This is a genomic window from Treponema lecithinolyticum ATCC 700332, assembly GCA_000468055.1.
Classification (GTDB): Bacteria; Spirochaetota; Spirochaetia; order Treponematales; family Treponemataceae; genus Treponema_C; species Treponema_C lecithinolyticum.
Genome location: KI260554.1, coordinates 251218 through 271607 on the forward strand (window position 1 = coordinate 251218; position 20390 = coordinate 271607).

21 protein-coding genes, 2 tRNA genes and 1 other RNA gene are annotated in these 20390 nt (G+C 44.4%); 12 read left to right on the forward strand and 12 right to left on the reverse strand.

Features of this window, described 5'->3' with window-relative positions:
* Positions 1–113 precede the first annotated feature (113 nt).
* Together HMPREF9193_RS01780 and ffs are read left to right on the forward strand one after the other, a co-directional pair.
* Positions 114–198, forward strand: a tRNA-Ser gene (locus tag HMPREF9193_RS01780).
* Positions 199–233: 35 nt separating this feature from the next.
* Positions 234–331: signal recognition particle sRNA small type (gene ffs / locus HMPREF9193_RS10665), an RNA gene on the forward strand.
* 58 nt (positions 332–389) lie between these two features.
* On the opposite strand, the gene HMPREF9193_RS01785 is transcribed toward ffs, so the two are convergent.
* The 3 genes from HMPREF9193_RS01785 to HMPREF9193_RS01795 are packed head-to-tail and all read right to left on the reverse strand — an operon-like array spanning position 390 to position 3114.
* Positions 390–1751 (reverse strand): PFL family protein, encoded by a 1362-nt coding sequence (locus HMPREF9193_RS01785; RefSeq protein ID WP_021686329.1) that lies wholly within the window; start codon positions 1749–1751, stop codon positions 390–392.
* A 3-nt stretch (positions 1752–1754) separates the two neighbouring features.
* Positions 1755–2855 carry a glycosyl hydrolase family 18 protein gene (locus HMPREF9193_RS01790; RefSeq protein ID WP_021686330.1) on the reverse strand — a complete coding sequence of 367 codons (1101 nt, stop codon included), beginning with the start codon at positions 2853–2855 and terminating at the stop codon, positions 1755–1757.
* Entirely contained in the window at positions 2836–3114 is a 279-nt protein-coding gene (locus HMPREF9193_RS01795; RefSeq protein ID WP_021686331.1) for an ACT domain-containing protein, read from the reverse strand. Before HMPREF9193_RS01795 ends, HMPREF9193_RS01790 begins: the two co-directional genes overlap by 20 nt.
* Positions 3115–3293: 179 nt before the next feature.
* Between HMPREF9193_RS01795 and HMPREF9193_RS01800 the strand changes: the two genes are divergently transcribed.
* A complete protein-coding gene (locus HMPREF9193_RS01800) occupies positions 3294–4364 on the forward strand; it encodes a formylglycine-generating enzyme family protein (RefSeq protein WP_021686332.1) in 1071 nt (356 codons plus the stop codon).
* 154 nt (positions 4365–4518) lie between these two features.
* On the opposite strand, the gene HMPREF9193_RS01805 is transcribed toward HMPREF9193_RS01800, so the two are convergent.
* The 4 genes from HMPREF9193_RS01805 to HMPREF9193_RS01820 all read right to left on the reverse strand — a co-directional run bounded on the left by HMPREF9193_RS01805 (position 4519) and on the right by HMPREF9193_RS01820 (position 7092).
* Positions 4519–4591, reverse strand: a tRNA-Ala gene (locus HMPREF9193_RS01805).
* Between the two features lie 112 nt (positions 4592–4703).
* Positions 4704–4925 carry a SlyX family protein gene (locus HMPREF9193_RS01810; RefSeq protein ID WP_021686333.1) on the reverse strand — a complete coding sequence of 74 codons (222 nt, stop codon included), beginning with the start codon at positions 4923–4925 and terminating at the stop codon, positions 4704–4706.
* Between the two features lie 11 nt (positions 4926–4936).
* Positions 4937–6256 carry an MATE family efflux transporter gene (locus tag HMPREF9193_RS01815; protein ID WP_021686334.1) on the reverse strand — a complete coding sequence of 440 codons (1320 nt, stop codon included), beginning with the start codon at positions 6254–6256 and terminating at the stop codon, positions 4937–4939.
* A gap of 80 nt (positions 6257–6336) precedes the next feature.
* A complete protein-coding gene (locus tag HMPREF9193_RS01820; protein WP_040847219.1) occupies positions 6337–7092 on the reverse strand; it encodes an N-acetyltransferase in 756 nt (251 codons plus the stop codon).
* 52 nt (positions 7093–7144) lie between these two features.
* Here HMPREF9193_RS01820 and HMPREF9193_RS01825 point away from each other — a divergent pair, with 52 nt between their 5' ends.
* The 3 genes from HMPREF9193_RS01825 (at position 7145) to HMPREF9193_RS01835 (ending at position 8522) form a co-directional block, all read left to right on the forward strand.
* Positions 7145–7636, forward strand: coding sequence for a hypothetical protein (locus tag HMPREF9193_RS01825; RefSeq protein ID WP_021686336.1), 492 nt, complete (start codon positions 7145–7147; stop codon positions 7634–7636).
* Positions 7637–7734: 98 nt separating this feature from the next.
* Positions 7735–7965 carry a NifU family protein gene (locus tag HMPREF9193_RS01830; protein WP_021686337.1) on the forward strand — a complete coding sequence of 77 codons (231 nt, stop codon included), beginning with the start codon at positions 7735–7737 and terminating at the stop codon, positions 7963–7965.
* 17 nt (positions 7966–7982) lie between these two features.
* Positions 7983–8522, forward strand: a complete 540-nt coding sequence (locus tag HMPREF9193_RS01835) for an FKBP-type peptidyl-prolyl cis-trans isomerase (RefSeq protein ID WP_021686338.1) — start codon at positions 7983–7985, stop codon at positions 8520–8522.
* Here HMPREF9193_RS01835 and HMPREF9193_RS10660 read toward each other — a convergent pair.
* A complete protein-coding gene (locus HMPREF9193_RS10660) occupies positions 8519–9208 on the reverse strand; it encodes a shikimate kinase (protein WP_021686339.1) in 690 nt (229 codons plus the stop codon). The genes HMPREF9193_RS01835 and HMPREF9193_RS10660 overlap by 4 nt on opposite strands.
* 58 nt (positions 9209–9266) lie before the next feature.
* Between HMPREF9193_RS10660 and HMPREF9193_RS01845 the strand changes: the two genes are divergently transcribed.
* On the forward strand, positions 9267–9896 hold the full coding sequence (locus tag HMPREF9193_RS01845; RefSeq protein WP_169720445.1) for a PrsW family glutamic-type intramembrane protease: 630 nt from the start codon (positions 9267–9269) through the stop codon (positions 9894–9896).
* 50 nt (positions 9897–9946) lie between these two features.
* Here the strand turns inward: HMPREF9193_RS01845 and HMPREF9193_RS01850 are convergent, their stop codons facing one another.
* From HMPREF9193_RS01850 to HMPREF9193_RS01865, 4 genes are read right to left on the reverse strand one after another with little or no spacing between them, the layout of a single operon-like run.
* Entirely contained in the window at positions 9947–10984 is a 1038-nt protein-coding gene (locus HMPREF9193_RS01850; RefSeq protein WP_021686341.1) for a PASTA domain-containing protein, read from the reverse strand.
* Positions 10985–11006: 22 nt separating this feature from the next.
* Positions 11007–12017 (reverse strand): methionyl-tRNA formyltransferase, encoded by a 1011-nt coding sequence (gene fmt / locus HMPREF9193_RS01855; RefSeq protein WP_021686342.1) that lies wholly within the window; start codon positions 12015–12017, stop codon positions 11007–11009.
* Positions 12011–12568 (reverse strand): peptide deformylase, encoded by a 558-nt coding sequence (def, locus tag HMPREF9193_RS01860; RefSeq protein WP_021686343.1) that lies wholly within the window; start codon positions 12566–12568, stop codon positions 12011–12013. The genes fmt and def overlap by 7 nt, the downstream gene beginning before the upstream one ends.
* 52 nt (positions 12569–12620) lie before the next feature.
* Positions 12621–13181 carry a helix-turn-helix domain-containing protein gene (locus tag HMPREF9193_RS01865; RefSeq protein WP_021686344.1) on the reverse strand — a complete coding sequence of 187 codons (561 nt, stop codon included), beginning with the start codon at positions 13179–13181 and terminating at the stop codon, positions 12621–12623.
* Positions 13182–13499: 318 nt separating this feature from the next.
* Between HMPREF9193_RS01865 and HMPREF9193_RS01870 the strand changes: the two genes are divergently transcribed.
* From HMPREF9193_RS01870 to HMPREF9193_RS01890, 5 genes are all read left to right on the forward strand, one after another.
* Positions 13500–14666: a CD0519/CD1768 family membrane protein gene (locus tag HMPREF9193_RS01870; protein WP_040847222.1), complete on the forward strand. Its 1167-nt coding sequence runs from the start codon at positions 13500–13502 to the stop codon at positions 14664–14666.
* Between the two features lie 24 nt (positions 14667–14690).
* Positions 14691–15608 carry a glycyl-radical enzyme activating protein gene (locus HMPREF9193_RS01875; protein ID WP_040847224.1) on the forward strand — a complete coding sequence of 306 codons (918 nt, stop codon included), beginning with the start codon at positions 14691–14693 and terminating at the stop codon, positions 15606–15608.
* 3 nt (positions 15609–15611) lie between these two features.
* Positions 15612–17987, forward strand: coding sequence for a trans-4-hydroxy-L-proline dehydratase (gene hypD / locus HMPREF9193_RS01880; protein ID WP_021686348.1), 2376 nt, complete (start codon positions 15612–15614; stop codon positions 17985–17987).
* Between the two features lie 82 nt (positions 17988–18069).
* Positions 18070–18864, forward strand: coding sequence for a pyrroline-5-carboxylate reductase (gene proC, locus HMPREF9193_RS01885; RefSeq protein WP_021686349.1), 795 nt, complete (start codon positions 18070–18072; stop codon positions 18862–18864).
* A 10-nt stretch (positions 18865–18874) separates the two neighbouring features.
* Positions 18875–20326, forward strand: coding sequence for a sodium-dependent transporter (locus HMPREF9193_RS01890; RefSeq protein ID WP_021686350.1), 1452 nt, complete (start codon positions 18875–18877; stop codon positions 20324–20326).
* Positions 20327–20390: the final 64 nt, after the last annotated feature.

Genomic DNA, 20390 nt, shown 5'->3' on the forward strand with positions numbered 1-20390 from the left:
GGTACCGGGGGTTCGAATCCCCCTCTCTCCGCTCATCAGCGTACTTTACCCGCACCGTTTGCTTATTATTGTGTGTAGGTAAAGGATGCTTGTTTGTTATGAAGTTTTGTTTTGGAGAGATGTCCGAGCGGTCGATGGTGCAGTCTTGGAAAGGCTGTGTACTGAAAGGTACCGGGGGTTCGAATCCCCCTCTCTCCGCAGCGTGAGCTTTTTTATGCAGGCTCTTTCAATGAGTCCAGGTCCTATGCAAGGAACGTTTTCAAACCCCGTCAGATCCGGAAGGAAGCAGCGGTAGAAAGTCGCTTTCTGTGCCGTAGATCGCCTGGGCTCTTTGGAAGGGCTTTTTTGTTTTGCGCTGTGTTATGCTGCGCACGCACGTACATGCATTGTCAATTGCGGAAGCTGTGGATGGGGGCGGGAATTCTTCCGCCGCGCTTTATAAAGCCGTCGCAAGAAAAAGTATTTACCGCCATAACCGGAGCGCCTCCCAATAACCCGCCAAACTGAGCCCAGTCTCCGACTTTTTTGCCCGGAACCGGAATGACGCGGACTGCCGTCGTTTTATTGTTTACCATGCCGATTGCAGCTTCGTCTGCTATTATACCGCTTAAGGTTGCCGCCTTTGTGTCTCCGGGAACGGCTATCATATCCAAGCCGACAGAACATACGCACGTCATCGCTTCAAGTTTTTCAAGGTTGATGGCGCCGTCTTTAACCGCTGCAATCATACCTTCGTCTTCAGATACGGGAATAAAGGCACCGGAAAGTCCGCCGACATTGGTGCTCGCCATTACCCCGCCTTTTTTTACCATGTCGGTTAAAAGCGCCAAAGCGGCTGTTGTGCCCGGAGTTCCGGCGCGTTCCAAACCCATGTGTTCCAAAACGCGGGCAACCGAATCGCCGACTTCGGGTGTCGGTGCAAGCGAAAGGTCGAGTATGCCGAAATCGACACCGAGCCTTTTTGCAGCTTCGCTTCCGACCAGCTGCCCCATACGAGTTATTTTAAACGCCGTTCTTTTTATACCGTCCGCCAATACGTCCAGCGGGCAGCCTTCATATTCTTTGCATGCGGCAACAACAGCACCCGGTCCGGACACACCGACCGACAACACCGCATTTCCTTCTCCCGGTCCGTAAAAAGCTCCCGCCATAAACGGATTGTCTTCCGGTGCATTGCAAAACACAACCAATTTTGCACAAGCTAAACCGTTTTTATCCGCACTGCGTCGCGCTGCTTCGACAATAATTTCGCCCATATCTTTTACGGCGTCCATATTGATACCGCTTTTGGTTGATCCTATATTAACCGAAGCACACACCCGGTCGGTTACAGACAATGCTTCCGGTATGGACTGCATAAGAATACGGTCGCCGTCGGTTATACCCTTGTGTACAAGCGCCGAAAATCCGCCGATAAAATCGACATTCAGTTCTTTTGCAGCTTTATCCAGCATAACTGCCCATTCAACGTAGCTTTTTTCACCTGAGCTTTCGGCAACGAGCGCAATCGGAGTTACCGCTATGCGTTTGTTTATAATGGGAACGCCGAATTCGTTTTCTATGTCTTTTCCCGTTTGTGCAAGCTTTGCACAGTATTTCATTAGTTTGTCGTATATTTTTTTGCGGCTTTCTTTTCCCGACGTACTGCAGCAATCGCGAAGCGATACTCCCATAGTGATCGCGCGCACATCGAGTTTGTAGCGCATAAACATATTTACCGTTTCTTGAATTTCTCCGGGTGAAAACAGCATACTTTATTCCTTTTTAATACTTATATAATCCCACACGGCAGGGTCTTCTTGTCCCAAACACCAAAAGCCTGTCGATACAACGCCCATATCTTTGTACAGCTTTGAACGCTCGGCAATTGATTTTGCATCGTCAAAGTAGCCGGTTACGGTAAGCGGAACGGTGTACGAAAAACGCGACACACCTTCGGTTCGTTCAATGCCGGTTATTTCGAATTCCTGCAATTGCCGCTGTATGCCTGAATAAAAAAACGCTTTATTGGGATTTACGTTTCCCCACGTTCTACCGTAAAAAGGCTGTCCCATAATCAATTTTTCCGTGCCGACGGAAGTAAGTGCATATTCTGCAATATTTTGACACCATTTAAAAGAAGCTACCGGACCGGGAACACCTCTGCTCCAGTGTTCGTCATAAGCCATAACGAATACTCGGTCTACCAAAGCGGTGATTTTTGCGTAATCGTATGCGTCGCGCGACAGTTTTTTTGTACGTGCCGGAAGTGCCGCCGATAAAACCATTCGTTTGCCGGTACTTCTTTTTTTTGCTTTGAGCGCATGTTTTAAATCGCTTAAAAAACTTAAAAAGTTTTCTTCATCGTCGGCAAGTACCATTTCAAAATCGATTTGGATACCGTCGTATTTTTTGTCGTATGCTTCTTGTATTAAGTCGGCTATAAAAGCGCGCCGCAGCGGGTAATCGGGAGACAGTACGATGTGGGTCATGCCGTAGTGATTGCATGTTACAACCAAATGCATGCGCGCCGGAAAAAAACTTAGTTTGCGTGCATCCGGAACGGCGGAAAGCGCACCGCGGTAATTTATTTGTGCGCCGAAATAACCTATATCCGTTACGGGAATATCGTTTTTTAAATACTGTTCTTGCCCGTTGTGAATATACGTCCACACTTCGCCAAAAGCTATGCTTTCAAAAAAATCGGTGTAGCCCGGTTCGTATATATCTTGTTCTTCTATTTCTTGTTTTTCGGCAAGTGTTTGTTCGCTGTTTTTTTCGACTTCAATCTGCGTTGTATGCGGTGCCGATATGCATGAAAATAAAATAATACAGCTTAAAAAAATGCCGTATTTTTTAAATACGGTGCATTGCATTGAATACCCGTTCGTGCATAATGTGTATGTCTACGCCTAAACTTTCTCCGAGTGCGTTCATGTTTGTGCGTAAATCTTCAATAAGAATGGAAGAAGCCGATAGATCCGCAACCATCATCATAACAAAATTGCCCGACAAAACTGTTTGACTTATATCGGCTATATTGATGTTGTAGGATGACAAGGAAGAACTTACTTTTGAAATAATACCGACTTGATCGGTTCCCGAAACGGTGATAATAACGTTTGCAGCATTCATGCGTTTATTGTACCCGTTCACTGCTTGCCGGTCAATGGTGTGTTTCAAAACTGTGCGAACACAGGGCAAAGGCTTGCAGAAGAATCGCGTTGAGAAAATAAAAAAATAAGTTTACAAAAAGTATTACATATTGTATGCTGAGGGTGTGAAAGTTAAAAAAGCAAAATAGGAGAATCGTTATGAAAAAATTAAAAATATCTTTGTTATGTGCTTTAGCACTTACCGCGATCTTTATCACAGCAGCCTGCAACCACGGAACGCAAGCCGGAGGCGGGTATGCCCCCGTTCCTTATGAATTTGCGCCGGTACCTGCCGGTGTCATTACCGGTACGGACCCTACATATCCCATGCCCGGAGCACAGCCCTTTTACAAAGGCGTATTTATTGCAGGACGCACGGTAACTTTAAGCGCCTATAGCATCGGCAAAACAGAGGTTACGTATAATCTTTGGAAAGCCGTGTACGATTGGGCAGTGCAGCCCGAAAACGGGTATAGGTTTGCAAATGCGGGACAGGCGGGCAGCAGCACAAGCGGCAGCGGCAGAGAGCCGGTAACAAATGTAAACTGGCATGACTGCATCATTTGGTGCAACGCATACACCCACAAAATAAAAGGTGAAGCCGAATGCGTGTACCGAAAAAGCAGCAGCGACAGCGCCGTCTTAAAAAACGCAACCGATACAACCGCATGCAACGCAGCCTATGCCGATATGGCTAAAAAAGGCTTCCGCCTGCCCACTGAAGCCGAGTGGGAATACGCTGCCCGTTGGCAGGGAAGCGACAACACAAATGCCGAACAATACGGAAGCGTATGGCTTACCAAATTGAACAGCGCCAGCGGCGCAAAAAAACCTGCCGGTTTTCAGGGACAGAATCTTCCCTCAGGCGAAAGTTGGGGAAGTTTACGGGATGAACTTGACAGGGTTGCCGTATATAAAGAATGGTATAACGGTACCGGTTGGGTATCCCGACCGGCAAAAACTGCTGCCGTTGCACGCAAGGCAGCGAATGCTCTGGGCTTATACGACATGAGCGGGAATGCCTATGAGTGGTGCTGGGATTGGAACGGAACGATAACGGCCGTTGCTGAAACGGATCCGCAAGGTCCCCCTTCGGGTACCAACCGTGTTAAACGCGGCGGCCGTTACTCCGACAGAGCAACCGGCTGCACGGTAGGCTCTCGGGGCAACGGCAACCCCGGCGGCACCAGCGACAACACGCAAGGCTTTCGCCTGGTGTACCGCCCCTAATCTGAAGCGCCCGTAGTCTATGGGCGCTATCTGTTTTCTTCAAAGATCGGTATCGGCTAAAATATATCGCTTAGTTTATGCCCATTTTATTCACTTCAATACTGAAACAAAGAGGGAAAGGAGATGTAAATGTTTACATTACAAGCAATTAAATTGGAGTATATCGGACTCGAACCGACCACCTATTGATTGCGAACCAATCGCTCTACCAGATGAGCTAATACCCCAGATAAGCATACTATAGCGTATACGGGCGTTTATGGCAAGGGCTTTTAAGGTATTGGCTCCGGCTTATTTTTTTACAAAAAATCAATTTTTTGCATGTTTTTTTCGTAAGTGTCAATAGTGCGGAGGGCGGGCGTCGGGGATGTTTTGTGAGGCGTTTTCCGTAATATCGGCTATTTTTTGCTGCAAACGACGCTGTTCGTATTCCAAAGATTGCAGGGTTTTATCCTGCTTGAGTGTCACATCCTGCAGTTTATTTATAAAGTCCTCAAGGTATGCAATTTTTATTTCCAAAAGGTTAAAGCGTTCTTCCGTTTGGTTTTCACACTTGTTCATCGAATATTCCTTTATAAAAGATTTTCTTTTGCGGCAAGGTTTTTTACCCAGCGTTCTTTTTTTAACCAGCTGTGCGCAATAAAAACTTTGGCAAAGTCGGTTGTTTTTACAAGCGCATACATACTTACCGGTCCGAGCGATGTAAAAAAGGTAAGCAAAACCATTCCGGGTAGTACGGCAAATACATTGATAAACACATCGGTAACAATGCCCATAACTGTATCCCCGCCCGTACGCGATACGGCAAATTGTGCGTTTAAATATGTCCACAGCGGCATATAGGCGGCTGTCATAAAAACCAAACTGCGGGTAACCGCATGCGATTGTGCGCTTAAATTGGAGAACACAATCGGAATTAAAAGTGTGGTAAAGCTGCCCATAATTCCCATTGCGCTGCCGAATAAGAAGGCACCGGTTAACAGCCAGTTTTTTTGCAGTTTGGCTTTTTCCAATTCGTTTGCACCTAAAGCGCTGCCCATTATAACGCCGATTGACGTGTTGATGCCGTTAAAGCATACAAAAAATAAATTTGCAATTGCAAAGCCTGCCGACATACCCGAAACGATTTCTGCTCCGCCGCGGCTGTTATATAATGCGCTGACCACCGTTTCGCTCATAACCCATGCCATATCGGACAATAAAATCATTCCCGAGCGCGATAAAATCGAAAAAAACAATTGTATGCGGACTTTTAATATATCGCACCAGCGCGAGTAAAACGGCGGTTTTTTAATTCGAATGTATACAATAAAAGTGAGCGCTTCAAAACAGCGGGCAATAATGGTGGCGATGGCAGCCCCTTGCACTTCCAATCGGGGAGCCCCTAGATTGCCGTAAATAAAAATCCAATTAAAAAAAGTGTTAACGAGCGTTGCAAAAACGGAAATGAGCAAAGGCTGGCGGACTTTCCCGATTTCTCGCATGGAAGTACCGATGGAAGTTGCAATTGCAGCGGGAATCCATGTAAATGCGGCGATTTTCATATAAGCGGAAGCTTGCACGACGATTTGTTCGCTTTGCATATTGCCGCGTACCATTAAAGCAAGCACGCTTTGCGGTTTTAAGTAACAAAACAGCGTATATAAAAAAGCCGCCGATACGGTGATGATTATTTTAAAGCGGAAGGCTTGCTGCATGCCGGCTGTGTTTTTTGCACCGTTATATTGCGACATAAAAATACCGCCGGAAACGCACAGCGAAGCTATGAATATTAAAAAAACAAAATTGATTTGTCCGGCGATGTTTACCCCCGACATTTTAACGTCGCCTAATCCGGCAACCATAAAATTATCGATAAGAGAAACCATGTTTTGAATAAGCACTTGCGCCATAACCGGCAAAGACAAGCAAAGCGCTTTTTTATAAAAACTGAGCGGTCCTAAAAGACGGAGACTTTTTGATGAAGCGTATGTCACAATTGTTTCCCGTATAAAAAAATAAACGCCGTTTTATCCGCATGCGTACGGCAAAGATCCGTATCGGAAGCGGACACTTTTTTTTCAATTTGTTGTGCAGGACTTTTTACTGTAGGTTCTGCAAAAATGCCCAAAGTTCCTTTTATTTTTTTTAGCAGGGTAAAACCTTGCGAATCGTAAAAAGCGTAATTGCAATCAGTGTCCGTTATAAGCACGGTGCGGTGATCATTTTTGCTTTGTGCGCTTGCAGTATCTGCAGTATCGGCAGCGCAGGCGGTACAATGGGAATAAAAACGCTCTAAAAGTTTTTTGGCAATTCCGTTACCCTGTTGCGCCGCATCTACAAAAAGGGCTGTAATTTCGCTGTTGTATGCACAGGATCGCAGCAATATTTTTTGAATGCGTTTATAGTCTTTAAAAACGCGGTAAGCCGTACTCCGCTTTCCGAAAGCGCCGAACAGCCATAAAAAAGCGTTTTTTACTGTAAAGCCTGCGCTGTACCCAAACTCGAGTAATTTGCACAAAAGCCCTTTTGTTTTTATCCGAGCAAATAAAAAGCCTATGGGGTTTCCACTTTTTTGTACTGCAATATCGGTGTAGTTACTGTGAAGGCGCAGCATATCGAAAACAAAGTTGTTTAACCGGCTCGTATCGATTTGAGGAAAATAAAAATCAAAGCGCCACGTGGGAGCGCTGATTGCGCTGCACGGAATGCGGTCTTTTGCCGTGTACGGACGAAAGCGGTAATCCATCTTTGTACTATATATCTTTACAACAAAAAAAGCTATCATTATACTTACTTGCGTGATATGCTATAAAAATAAAAAAGGGCACTTGATTTGGACAATCAATCCTGCAATTCGGCTTGCAGCAGCTTTTATTGCGGTTTTGGTTGTACCTTTTTCTTTTGGGTTTTTCGATGGCTTTTCCGGTAAAACGCTTTCGCCTGCTGCCCTGTGTGTTGGTGCGGCGGTGTTTTTGTTGTGCCTAAGCGCGTGTATATACCGCGATTGTTTTATATTTGACGATACGGAAAAAAAATTAGTGCACAAAAACGGTTTTGCCTGTTTTTATAAAAAAAAAGAAATCCCCTTTGCCGATATCGGCTGTGTGCGCCTTTTTCTTTTGCCGCGCGCCGGTGTTCTTTTTGCCCTGCGTTGCTCTTTGTGTTCTCGAGACGCAAGCGTACTGTGCGATATGGACTTTGTAAAAAAATCAAAACAGCATGCGCTTGAGCGTAAAGCCCAAAAAACGGCGCAATACTTACACTGTCCTTTGGAACGCGAAACGGTGTGACTTGACCCGATTTCCGGCAAAAGTGTATATTAGTTAAAGCTAATAGTTATTAAAAACCGAAAAACGAGAATGTTTTTGATAACTGCAGGAGTTAAACGATGACGCTTGAAGAACAGGTAAAAGAAAACCTCGATTACATACGGCCGCAGTTGCAAGCCGACGGCGGCGATATTGAATTTGTAGAGTTGCTTGAAGGCGGTAAAGTTGCCGTCAGATTAACCGGTGCGTGTGGCGGTTGTCCTATGGCAACGATGACGCTCAAACAAGGGGTTGAACGGTTTTTAAAAGATAAAATTCCTGAAGTAACGGAAGTAGTACAGGTTTTTTAAAGGATATTTTAAAGATTATGCAAATTGAAAAAAATAAACGGGTTTCCATCGACTATACGTTAAAAGATGAAAACGGTGAAATACTTGACAGCTCGGAAAACGGAACTCCTTTGGAGTATGTGCACGGCTACGGTAATTTAATATACGGACTGGAAAAAGAGCTTGAAGGAAAACAAGCCGGCGACAGTTTTTCGCTAAGCGTTGCTCCTGCCGAAGCTTACGGAGAATATTCTCAGGATTTGGTGGTTACGCTGCCTAAATCGAATTTTGAAAGCAATGCCGATATTACGGTTGGTATGAAGTTTGAAGCGGGAAGCGGTTTACATAACCGCGTTGTAACCGTAACAAAAGTTGACGGAGATAATATTACTGTCGATGCAAACCACGAACTGGCTGGAAAAACTTTGTTTTTTGACGTAACGGTAAACGATGTACGCGATGCTTCTGACGAAGAAATCAATGAATGTATCGGCGGCTGCTCATGCGGTTCCTGTTCGTCAGGTTGCGGCGGTTCCGACGGCGGTTGTTCGAGCGGCTGCTGCGGATGCGGTTTTTAAGGTTTTGTTTGGCGGACGCCTAAAAGTAAAGCTTGTGCAGCCTCGTATACGGCGAGGCACACTTTTGTTTTGTTTAACTTCGAAACGTCAATAATACTGTCTGCGTTTTGTTTGTACAAATTATCTCTGCGTGTATACACGCGGTGAAAGTTGTCAATGTAAGCAGGGAAACTTCCCGTTTTTTTGCTTTCGCTTATAATTCGCTCAAATAAGATTTTTTCCGTCGATCTTAAATATATAAAAAAACCGGTTTTATGCAAAAGTTCAAAAGCTTTTTTGTTGTCGCATATACCACCGCCGGCAGCAGCAATAGCGACAGCGCTCAAAGAATAGCCGGTTTTTGCCGATCCGTTTTGATGTACCGACTGTGTATCGAAGCCGTTTGTGCTTTCTTCGCTGTCTGTACCCTCTGCGCCGACTATATATTTTGCACTGGCTGTACTTTCTGTGCCCGTTGTCCCGTACTTTTTTACCGCTGTGCAAAAAAGGCGGCACGCTTTAAATTCTTCTTTTTGAAACGCAGCTTGTCCGTGCGCTGCGTATAGCTCGCGACAGCTCATTTTTACAGACTTTTCTATCAATTCGTCGATATCAAAAAAAGGTGCGTTTACATGCAGTGCCAATGCACGGGCTGCGCTTGTTTTTCCCGCGTGTTTTATTCCGGTTAAAATAATGCAGCGTTTCACGCTGAGCAGTATACGCTTTTTTATTGCCCATGTACAGACTTTTTGTTATGATAGGGTAATGAAAATGTATATAACGCTTGCTTTGTGTTTTGCTCCGCTGATTGTGGAAATTGTTTTTTCGCTTATAAAAATATCGTCTTTTCGGCTGTCTCAAGCCGGCTGGGCGGTTGCCGCGGGTTTTGCGGCAATTGTTCCTATTATTATCGTTCAGTATATTTTGCAGCAAACGGATTGGTTTTCCGTATCGAGTATGCCGTCTTTGCTTGCCGAAGCTTTGATATTTAACGGTTTAATCGAAGAAGCGGTTAAAATGCTTTTTTTATTTTTTTTGCCGGCAAAAAAAATAAAGCTGTCGGTTTTTATTGCTTGTGCCGTTATTGCAGGCGGAACGGTCGGTTCTTTTGAAGCCGTTATGTATTTTGTTGCCGGTACCCATTACAGCGCTTTGCGTTTGTGCACGGCAGCTGTTCTACACGCGTTGTGTGCTGGTTTGTCAGGTATTTTTGTGTGGACAGCAAAAAATAAAACACGCAAACGAAAAGCGCAGTTTGCCGCTTTTTGCGCAGCGGTATTTTGTCACGGCATATACAATTTTTTTGCCGGTTTTAACGGGTTTTTGTGGTGGTTTTCGCTTGCAGCTTTGTTGTTTGCCTTAATACAGCTGCGCTCGTTTTATACCGAATCTTAAGCGGTTTTGATAAGCGCAGCGTATTGCCGTAAGCGAGCTTCGGCTTTACTCTAGTCTGCCGTGTAGTGTTTTATCGGGTTGCCCGAAACTTTAAGTGTAAGGCGGCTGTGTCTGGGTACGGCATACGGAACGGTAAAATGACCTCCGATATGCTGCAGCGTAACCACTGTATAGGGTGCGCTGTCCGGCGGCTCTGCCGTTAATTCAACCGGAAGCGCATAGGGATACGGCGGCAAATTTTCTTCTATTAAGCCGTATACGGTGCCGTTTATTACCGTTTCCGGAAGTGCAATAACGGCTTCAATGCGCGAATATGCGCTCAAGCGCTCCCGTTCTTTCGGCGTTTTTTGAGAAAGCACGGTTCCCGCTTCCTGTTCGTTTTGTGTGCTTTGCACGGTAAAGTCAAAAATAAGTTTTGTACGGCTTATAGTTAAAAGCACATCGTTTAGCGAAATCCCGGTAATGTCGGGCACGTTTACTTCTTCGCCGCCGGGACCGGATGAAACAACCAATTGCAGCGTAACCGGTCCGGTTAATGCGCTGTTCGGCGCGGGGTTTTGCTCTAAAACTGTTCCCGCTTCTGCCGCATTTGTTTTATAGATAGGGGCATCGGACAACTTTATTATGGGTGTAGTCGATGCTGCAAACAAGGTTTGCAATTGCATACGCACGTCGTCGATTTTCATACCGACGTAGTTTTCCACGCGGTCGATAACAGCGCCCTGACTGACAGTTAACTGTATGCGGCGTCCTGCTTTTACGATAGTGCCGCCTGCAGGGCTTTGTTCAAGTACAGTGCCTTTTTCTTCCGGGCTGTTTGAATAGCGCATTTGTATTTTGGGGTACAGCTGCTTTACTTGCATTTCCTGAAGCGCTTCGGTAAGTTCGGTTCCGGTAACGTCGGGCACCATAACCCGTTCGGGGCTTTTAACGCTTATAAAAAAAGCGGCAGCTGTGCCCAAAAGCATTATGGCAGCCATTATTAAAACGATTGTAAAAATCAATGTGCGGTTTGCTCTGAGGGCTATTTCGGTTTTGTCGAGATTTACTCCGAATTCAATTACTTTTTCATACCATTTTGATTTCATATTTTCATTCCTTTAATTGCCGTTAATTATTTTGTGCTTCGGTACAGCGGCAGCCGATAAAGGTACGGCAGCCGTTTAAAAAATCTTTCCACATAAGACTTTTTTTTGATTGACGCTGCAGTTCTTGTACGGCAAGAATTCCGTCTCCTGTTTGTACCAAAATTCCGATGTTTTTGTCTATACCGACTACAGTTCCCGGCTCAAGCTTTTTTTCTTTTGCGCCGTTTTGAGTTTTAGCGCTGCTTTGTACATTGTTTTGCCGTAAAGGCATGTCCGCTTCATACACACAAGCTTTTTTTATATACAAAAGGGAATTTTGTGCATATGTGTAGGTCCCCGGCCACGGCTGCAAAGCCCGGACTTGCCGGCACAGCGAACAGGCGCTGTTTGTCCAATTTAAAAGACCGTCTTCTTTTTGTATCATGCTGCAATACGATGCGTCTTTTTCCGTTTGGGCGACTGCGTGTACCGTTCCGTTTTCTATGCCGTTTAATACGTCGAGCAATAAATGGCTTCCCGTTTCCGCCGCTTCGTTTAAAAGGGTTTGCGCTGTAGAATTGTCGCGTATAAGCAGTTCCGTTTGCGCTAAAATATCGCCTGTATCCATTTTTTCCGCTATGCGCTGTACGCTTACGCCCGTTTTTGTTTCTCCTGCAAGGATGGCAGCCGGTATCGGCGCGCAGCCGCGATATTTAGGTAAAAGAGAAGGGTGTAAATTTATTCCGCCATGTGCAAAAAGCGAAAGGAATTTCGGACCGAAAATTTTTCCGTATGCAAAACATACCAATATGTCCGCACGAAAAGCGGCAACTTTTTCGCGAAGCGCAGCATCAAGTTTTTCCGGATCCAGTACGCGGATGTTTGCTTTGTGCGCCGCCTGTGCAACCGGTGTCGGTTTACATGTGCCGCTTCGTCCTGCAGGAGCTGGGGCATTGGTTAGCACGCCGACAATATCGGTTTTTCCCGATGCGATAAGATTTTCCAAAACCGTTGCCGAAACTGCGGGGCTTCCCGCATAAAGAATTTTTAGCACAGGCGCGCTGCCTTTTTTGCCGCGATTTTTGCTTGTTTTGCTTTTTTTTGGCTGTCTTTAAGCGCTTTTCGTATTTCTCGGCGTTTAAACGCTTCAACCGTTTTTTGCTTAAAATCGCTGTCGCCGCGGTCTATAAACAGTACGCCGTTCAAATGATCGTATTCGTGTTGAATAACCCGCGCCAAAAGTCCGTCTGCTTCAAGTGTAAAAGGTTTGCCCTGTTCGTTAAAAGCTTGCACCCAAACTTTTTTAGGGCGTTCGATTTTTTCGTATATTTGCGGAATGGAAAGGCAGCCTTCTTCATAAAATTCGGTTTCAGACGACGTTTGCGTTATTTGCGGATTTATAAATACGTGTTTAACGTCATCTCCGATGTCGGCTACAAACAAACGTAAGCTTATACCGATTTGAGGAGCTGCCAAACCGATACCGTTGCTTTTTTTCATCGTATCGAACATTTGGACGGTTAAACTGCGGATATCGTCATTTATCTGTTCAACGGGAAGCGCTTTTTTGCGCAGCACTTCTTCGCCTAAAAGAAAAATCTTCATATACTTATATAGTATATAAATCTAAAAATCGGGTCAAGGAGCGCTCAGGTTTTTATTTTGCGAGCGGATTCGGTGTGCTTACGCACAAAAATTTTACCACGTTATTTGTTTTATTCGTCCAATTATGTTTTTCGGTAGATGCATAGTGTGCCGAATCTCCCGGATAAAGTGTGTATTCTTGATTTTTGTGCAGTAATGTAAGAACACCTTCCAAAACGTAAATAAACTCTTCCCCTTCGTGAGTATATGTTTTTATCGGTTCGTTTTCCGGGAGCGGCAGAATTTCAATTAAACGGGGAAAAAGCACTTTATCCGTAATATTGTTGTTGATTGCACGGATTATAATATTTGAACTTATAATATCGCTGACGTTAAGTGCATAACTTTTTAATATAACCGATGGCTGCGTTTTTTTAGGAGAAATAAAATAATCGATGGTAACATTGAACACCGAAGCTATTTTTTCCAAAGTGTCTATCGCAATCGATGTTAAACCTCTTTCAAACTGAGATAAAAAACCGACAGACAATCCCGTTTTTTTACTCAATTGTTCCAAGGTTATTTGTCTTTCCGTGCGTAGTTTTTTTAGCCACTTGCCGGCTTCCTGTTTCATAATTTATCCTTTTGATTTTTTATATTATACCCTTTTTGTATTTATTTCAATAAACAAATATTATTTAAAACGGAAAAGCAAAATTGAACAATATAGAAGAGAGCTGCGATTTTGCGTTAACACGTACGTATACGCTGTATGATACGGTTTATCGAAATTTCATAAAAATGAATTTGTTTATAAAATTTTATTTAAATTTTTCATTTTTATGATTGCGTAATTTACAATGATGTGATATACTCTTTTTTATAGATACAATTTTATTGTAATGCTATTGCACTTTGTGCTATGCGTTACGCAACAAAGGAGGCGCTGAACATGGCAGATGGATCGGCGGAAGCTAAAACCGGCTTAAAAAAAGCTATCGGTGTGGAAGCCTTTATAACCTTGGCAGTTATCGGCTTGCTTTTCGGTTATTTGGGACACGTTATGGGAATGGATATCGTTTTCAGCGTTATGATGAAAACGGGTCATGACGTATTGATGAATACGTCTTTTTACATTATGGCGGTTGCTATTTTAGCGGGAGCCGTTGCCAGCGTTATGGCAGAATTCGGTGTTATAGCTTTGGTAAATAAAATCATTTCTCCGGTTATGCGCCCGCTGTTTGGCTTACCCGGAGCGGCAGCTCTCGGTGCGGTTACTACGTATATTTCCGATAATCCTGCAATTTTATCTTTAGCAGCCGACGAAGAATTCGACCGCTATTTTACCCCCGCTGAAAAAGCTACGTATACAAACTTCGGCACAACGTTCGGTATGGGGCTTATCGTTACCGCTTATATGCTTAGCTTGGGAAAAGAATATTTTTCTGCCGTATTGATCGGCAATATCGGAGCGATTATCGGCGGTATTGTTTCGGTGCGGGTTATGCTTCTTATTGCAAAACGCTACTACAAGGAAGACAGAAAATATAAGATAACGGCAAAAGATGCCGGTTTAAATATGCGCAAAGTGCGTGCGGGCGGCAGTTTTGAACGTTTTATGTCGGCATTGATGGAGGGAGCAAAATCCGGCGTTTCTTTGGGTTTGGCATGCGCTTCCGGAACCGTTTTAATTTGTACTTTTGTAATGATTTTAACCTTCGGACCTGCAGGGGAAAACGGCGAATATATCGGAGCTGCTTACGAAGGGGTAAAACTGCTTCCTAGAATCGGTGCATATTTTTTACCGGTTGCCCGTTTTTTGTGGGGCTTTAACGTTCCCGAATTGCTCGCTTATCCGTTTACTGCGCTGGGTGCAGTAGGAAGCGCAATGGGTTTAACCAAAGGCTTTTTAACTGCCGGTTTTGCCAACGCCGGTACCGTTGCAACTTTTACCGGTATGGGAATTTGCATGAGCGGTTTTTTAAGCACGCATATCGGCATGCTCGATACGCTTAAACAAACGCAATTTGTAAAACCCGCTATTTTGTGCCAGCTTTTGGGCGGTTTGACGGCAGGTATTGCTGCAAACTATTTGTATAAATTGATTTGTTTGTTTTAATTTAAGAGGCAGCTGCAAACATCTATGGCGCAAACGGCGTTATTGATAAACATACAGCGTTTTTCGTTACACGACGGACCGGGTATACGGACAACCTTTTTCTTTAAAGGCTGTCCGTTACATTGCTTGTGGTGTCATAATCCGGAAAGCCAATCTTTCCAACCTCAAGTTATGCACTACACGGAGCGCTGCACGGGCTGCCGATCTTGTATCCGCGTATGTGCCGAACAGGCAATTTACTGCGAAAACGGTATTGCCGAAACGGACAGCACAAAATGCATACGCTGCGGCGAATGTACCGATTTTTGCCCGAATAATGCCCGCGAAATAAGCGGAAAACGGTATACAGCCGATGAATTGCTTAAAGAAGCGGCAAAAGACGAAATACTGTACGAACAATCCGGCGGAGGGGTAACTCTTTCCGGCGGAGAGGTTATGTCGCAGCCGATCGATTTTTTGGAAGATTTTTCGCGCCGGCTGAAGGACAGGGGCTTTAATGTTGCAATCGATACGTGCGGTTATACCAGCTTTTCAAATTTTGAGCGGATTTTACCCTATGTCGACTTGTTTTTATACGACATGAAGTGCATTGATGATAATCGGCATATACGTTTTACCGGTGTGCCGGCTTCTCCTATATTGGATAATTTAAAAAAATTGTACGATGCAGGTTCTGCCGTTAATGTCCGCATTCCGGTTATCGGCAATGTAAATGCGGACGACGAAGAGCTTTTACGTATGTGCTCGTGGATGCAAGTGCATAATGTACAACCGTGTAAAATTAATTTATTGCCGTACCACAATACCGGGTCGGTAAAATACGAGCGGCTGCGCATGAGCTACGACGATGATTTGATGGTTCGTCCGTCCGATGAACGAATGGAAGAAATAAAACATATGTTTGAAACACAAGGTTTTCATAATATCACAATAGGAGGTTGACTTATGGAAGCAAGAGGAATGAATGAACGTATTCAAAAATTGAGAAAGCAAAGCGTTGAAACCGATCCGCGTTTGTATATGGAACGTGCCGATTTAATGACCGATGCTTATTTAAAATACGAGGGTTCGGTTTCCGTACCGGAAATGCGGGCTATAGCGTTTAAGCACTTCATGGAACACAAAAAATTGTGCATAAACGACGGTGAATTGATTGTCGGAGAAAAAGGCGACGGTCCCCAAAAAGCGCCGACCTTTCCCGAACTGTGTTGTCATACCCTTGAAGATATGAAGGTTATGAACGATCGCGACTTGATCAGTTTTAAAGTCAGCAAAGAAGACCTTGAATTGCAAGAAAAGAAAATCATTCCGTATTGGAAAGAACGCTCCATCCGCAGTAGAATTTTGCGTTCAATGAGTGAGCAATGGAAAGATTGCTATGGAGCCGGTATTTTTACCGAATTTATGGAACAGCGCGGACCGGGACATACGGTCGGCTCAAATAAAATTTACGAAAAAGGCTTTGTAGACTATAAAAAAGACATTGCCGATGAAATGGCAAAACTCGATTTTTTGCACGATAAAGAAGCCTTTTCGCGCCGAGAGCAATTAAAAGCGATGGATATTGCATGCGACGCAATCATTATTTTGGGCGAGCGCTATGCGCGCTTGGCAGCGGAAATGGCTGAAAAAGAAAAAGATCCGGTACGCAAAGCAGAACTTGAACAAATTGCCCAAAACTGTTCTGTTGTTCCCGCACATAAACCCGAAACCTATTGGCAAGCAATACAAATGTACTGGTTTGTTCACTTGGGCGTAACGACCGAGTTAAATCCATGGGATGCATACAGCCCCGGCCGTTTGGATCAGCATTTATTTCCCTTTTACGAAAAAGATTGTGCAGCCGGCACTTTGGACGATACCAAAGCGCTCGAATTGCTGGAATGTTTGTGGGTTAAATTCAACAACCAGCCGGCGCCGCCTAAAGTGGGTATTACCTTAAAAGAAAGCAGCACGTATACCGACTTTGCCAATATAAACACCGGAGGCATAACCGAAGACGGACAAAACGGCGTAAACCCGGTCAGCTATCTTATTTTGGATTGCATGGACGAAATGAAATTATTACAGCCTAGTTCAAACGTGCAAATAAGCCGTAAAACACCGCGTAAATTTCTTAAACGCGCGTGCGAAATTTCGCGCAAAGGCTGGGGACAGCCGGCTTTTTACAATACCGAAGCAATTGTGCAGGAATTATTAAACGCGGGAAAATCTATAGAAGATGCACGCAAGGGCGGAACCAGCGGCTGCGTTGAAACCGGAGCCTTCGGAAACGAAGCTTACATTTTAACCGGCTATTTTAATTTGCCCAAAGTGCTGGAATTAACGCTTAACAATGGATTTGATCCGGTAAGTAAAAAGCAGTTGGGCTTAAAACTTGGTTACGCCGAAGATTTTAAAACGTATGAAGAGCTGTTCGACGCGTACAAAAAACAAGTTACGTACTTAATCGATATTAAAATCGAAGGCAGCAACATCATCGAAAAAATCTATGCCGAATATATGCCGGCTCCCTTCCTTTCAATAATCACGAACGATTGCATCAAAAAGGGCAAGGACTACAATGCCGGCGGTGCGCGCTATAACACCAATTATTTGCAAGGGGTTGGAATCGGTACCATTACGGACTCTCTTGCAGCGATTAAATACAATGTGTATGATCATAAAAAATTTACCATGAAAGAATTGATGCAAGCTTTGGAATCGAATTTTGAATCATCTCCGGTAATTGCCAATTTGGTACGCAACAAAACACCCAAGTACGGCAACGACGACGATTACGCCGATTCGATTATGAAAGACGTGTTCGAATTCTATCAGGGAACGGTTACCGGCCGTCCGAATATGAAAGGCGGTACGTATCGCGTCAACATGCTTCCGACCACGTGTCACGTGTATTTCGGCGATGTAATGCTTGCCAGTCCGAACGGACGGCTTGCACGCAAACCCGTATCGGAAGGTATTTCTCCGGAAAAAGGCGCCGATACGCACGGTCCTGCGGCGGTAATAAAATCGGCTGCAAAAATGGATCACCTTAATACGGGCGGCACTTTGTTAAATCAAAAATTTACCCCGAACGTAGTTGCCGGCGAAGACGGATTAAATCACTTGGCTGATTTTGTTTCTTCTTATTTTACTATGGACGGGCACCACATTCAGTTTAACGTTATTGACCGTTCCGTTTTATTTGAAGCACAAAAGCATCCGGAAGAATACAAAGATTTAATCGTTCGTGTTGCAGGTTACAGCGACCACTTTAGAAACTTAAGTAAAGTGCTGCAAGACGAAATTATCGAGCGGACCGAACAAACCTTTGCATGATGTTTAACGGTGGATATAAAGTGCCGGTCGATGTTAAACCGTACCGGCGCTTTGCAAATTTACTACTTACAGGAGTTTTACTATGAAATTGGGATTTATCGGCTGCGGAAATATGGCAAAGGCTATGATTTCCGGAATATTAAAAGGAAAACTTGTTGACGCGCAAGATGTTGCAGCTTTTGACGTATATCAAAGTGCGGTAGATGCTGCTCAAAAAGAGATGGGCATTAAAGCGCTTGCAAGTGCCGATGATGTGGTTTCTTTTGCCGATATTGTTGTGCTTGCCGTTAAGCCGCAGTTTTATGCGGACGTTATCAACGGCATAAAAGACAAAGTCGGTCAAAATCACGTTATCGTTACGATAGCCCCCGGACAAACGCTTGCAAAACTTCAGGGCATGTTCGGAAAACCGGTTAAAATTGTACGAACCATGCCGAATACGCCGGCTTTGGTGGGCGAGGGTATGAGTGCTTTGTGCCGCAGCGAAACGGTAACCGAAGAAGAGTTAAAAACAGTACGCTCTTTATTTGACAGTTTCGGAAAAACGGAAACGGTTGCAGAATACATGATGGATGCGGTTGTTGCCGTCGCCGGCAGTTCTCCGGCTTATATTTTTATGCTTATAGAAGCGATGGCGGATGCTGCCGTTATGGGAGGTCTTCCCCGTTCTGCAGCCTACACCTTTGCAGCGCAAGCCGTGCTCGGCAGTGCAAAGATGGTTTTGGAAACGGGAAAGCACCCGGGTGAGTTAAAAGATATGGTGTGTTCTCCCGCCGGTACAACAATCGAAGCGGTAAAAGTTTTGGAAAAAGACGGATTTAGAAGTGCCTTAATTGAAGCTATGGATGCTTGTATAAAAAAATCAAAAAGTTTGTAAGGGAAATACTATGCAAGAACGAGAACAATGGACTTCCCGTTTCGGCTTTATTATGGCTGCCGTCGGTATGGCGGTCGGTACCGGAAACATGTGGCGCTTTCCGCGTGTGGTCGGTATTAACGGCGGCGGCAGCTTTTTAATAGCTTATTTTATTGCAAATATAACATGGGTTGTGCCGCTTATCATTACCGAAATGGCGATAGGCAAACAAACAAAGCTGGGAACCGTCGGAACGTTTAAATTGTTTGCCGGAGAAAAGCACACGTGGCAAGGTTTATGGATCGGCTTTGTATGTGCTGCCATTACGTTTTATTATGTTATTGTTCTTGCATGGGCTTTGCGCTACGTAGTGTATGCGTTAAACGGAACTCTGCGACGTATTGAAGATACCGAACAGCTGTGGGAAGCATTTATTCATAATCCGAAAGAAGGGATTCTTTTTCAGCTGCTTGCATTAATTCCCGTCGGTTTTATTTTGTATCGCGGGGTAAATAAAGGTATAGAAAAAGCAGGAAAATATCTTATTCCGCTTTTGTGTGTATGTTTATTGTATTGCATGGTTGCTGTGCTGACAAAGAGCGGGTCTTCGGTCGGTTTGCGATATTTATTTTTGCCGTCTTGGAATCACTTAAAGTCTCCGTCTACTTGGCTGAATGCGTATACTCAAGCGGCGTGGTCTTCCGGTGCCGGATGGGGTATGATGCTTACCTATGCAAATTACATGAAAAAAAACGAAGACATTACGCTCAACGGCTTTTTAATTGCCGGAAGCGATATTGCCGGAGCTTTGATTTCCGCTATGGTTGTGCTGCCTGCCGTATTCGCTTTTTCCGCTTCGGAAAATCTTGCCTTGGATGCGCTTAAACAGGGGAATGTCGGGTTAACCTTTATTTGTCTTACCAAATTGTTTAATGCCATTCCCGGCGGAACTATAGTTGCCTCGCTCTTTTTTATAGCTCTTTCTCTTTCGGCGCTGACTTCTCTTTTGCCGCAAACGGAAGTAATTGTAAAAAATTGTATCGATTTCGGAGTTTCACGGGAAAAAGCGGTATGTGTGATTATGGCTGCATGTTTTGTATTCGGACTTCCGTCAGCAATCGATATTCGTATTTTTAATAATCAGGATTGGGTGTGGGGAATAGGACTTTTGATATGCGGCTTGTTTTATGCGCTGGCAGTGTATCGGTTCGGTATTAAAAAATTCCGCAAAACGTGTATAAATCCTACCAGCGATTTAAAAATAGGCGGATGGTACGATTGGTGTATCGTCGTGTATCCGTGTTTTCTTGCAGTGATTATTGTATGGTGGCTTGTTCAATCATTGCAGTGGTCTAAAAATTGGTGGACGGTGTTTGCCGTAGATAATCCGGGAACGGTCATTGTGCAGTGTGCGCTGTCGATTTTTATATGTATGGCGCTAAACAATAAAATGAATAAAAAGCTGAGTTTTTTACATCAGTAGGATGTGCACAAAACGGACTGCGCTGCGGCTCGCTCGGCGCATACACACGGGCGGCTTAAAAACC

Bases quoted from the DNA above. Each gene is read 5' to 3' on its own strand.
- HMPREF9193_RS01845 (WP_169720445.1), top strand. From the start codon at position 9,267: ATGAAAATGTATATAACGCTTGCTTTGTGTTTTGCTCCGCTGATTGTG.
- HMPREF9193_RS01795 (WP_021686331.1), bottom strand. From the start codon at position 3,114: ATGAATGCTGCAAACGTTATTATCACCGTTTCGGGAACCGATCAAGTC.
- HMPREF9193_RS01875 (WP_040847224.1), top strand. From the start codon at position 14,691: ATGGCGCAAACGGCGTTATTGATAAACATACAGCGTTTTTCGTTACAC.
- HMPREF9193_RS01785 (WP_021686329.1), bottom strand. From the start codon at position 1,751: ATGCTGTTTTCACCCGGAGAAATTCAAGAAACGGTAAATATGTTTATG.
- HMPREF9193_RS01800 (WP_021686332.1), top strand. From the start codon at position 3,294: ATGAAAAAATTAAAAATATCTTTGTTATGTGCTTTAGCACTTACCGCG.
- proC (WP_021686349.1), top strand. From the start codon at position 18,070: ATGAAATTGGGATTTATCGGCTGCGGAAATATGGCAAAGGCTATGATT.
- HMPREF9193_RS01835 (WP_021686338.1), top strand. From the start codon at position 7,983: ATGCAAATTGAAAAAAATAAACGGGTTTCCATCGACTATACGTTAAAA.
- HMPREF9193_RS01790 (WP_021686330.1), bottom strand. From the start codon at position 2,855: ATGCAATGCACCGTATTTAAAAAATACGGCATTTTTTTAAGCTGTATT.
- HMPREF9193_RS01810 (WP_021686333.1), bottom strand. From the start codon at position 4,925: ATGAACAAGTGTGAAAACCAAACGGAAGAACGCTTTAACCTTTTGGAA.
- hypD (WP_021686348.1), top strand. From the start codon at position 15,612: ATGGAAGCAAGAGGAATGAATGAACGTATTCAAAAATTGAGAAAGCAA.
- HMPREF9193_RS01815 (WP_021686334.1), bottom strand. From the start codon at position 6,256: ATGGCGCAAGTGCTTATTCAAAACATGGTTTCTCTTATCGATAATTTT.
- HMPREF9193_RS01850 (WP_021686341.1), bottom strand. From the start codon at position 10,984: ATGAAATCAAAATGGTATGAAAAAGTAATTGAATTCGGAGTAAATCTC.
- HMPREF9193_RS01890 (WP_021686350.1), top strand. From the start codon at position 18,875: ATGCAAGAACGAGAACAATGGACTTCCCGTTTCGGCTTTATTATGGCT.
- def (WP_021686343.1), bottom strand. From the start codon at position 12,568: ATGAAGATTTTTCTTTTAGGCGAAGAAGTGCTGCGCAAAAAAGCGCTT.
- HMPREF9193_RS01820 (WP_040847219.1), bottom strand. From the start codon at position 7,092: ATGGATTACCGCTTTCGTCCGTACACGGCAAAAGACCGCATTCCGTGC.
- HMPREF9193_RS01870 (WP_040847222.1), top strand. From the start codon at position 13,500: ATGGCAGATGGATCGGCGGAAGCTAAAACCGGCTTAAAAAAAGCTATC.
- HMPREF9193_RS01830 (WP_021686337.1), top strand. From the start codon at position 7,735: ATGACGCTTGAAGAACAGGTAAAAGAAAACCTCGATTACATACGGCCG.
- HMPREF9193_RS01865 (WP_021686344.1), bottom strand. From the start codon at position 13,181: ATGAAACAGGAAGCCGGCAAGTGGCTAAAAAAACTACGCACGGAAAGA.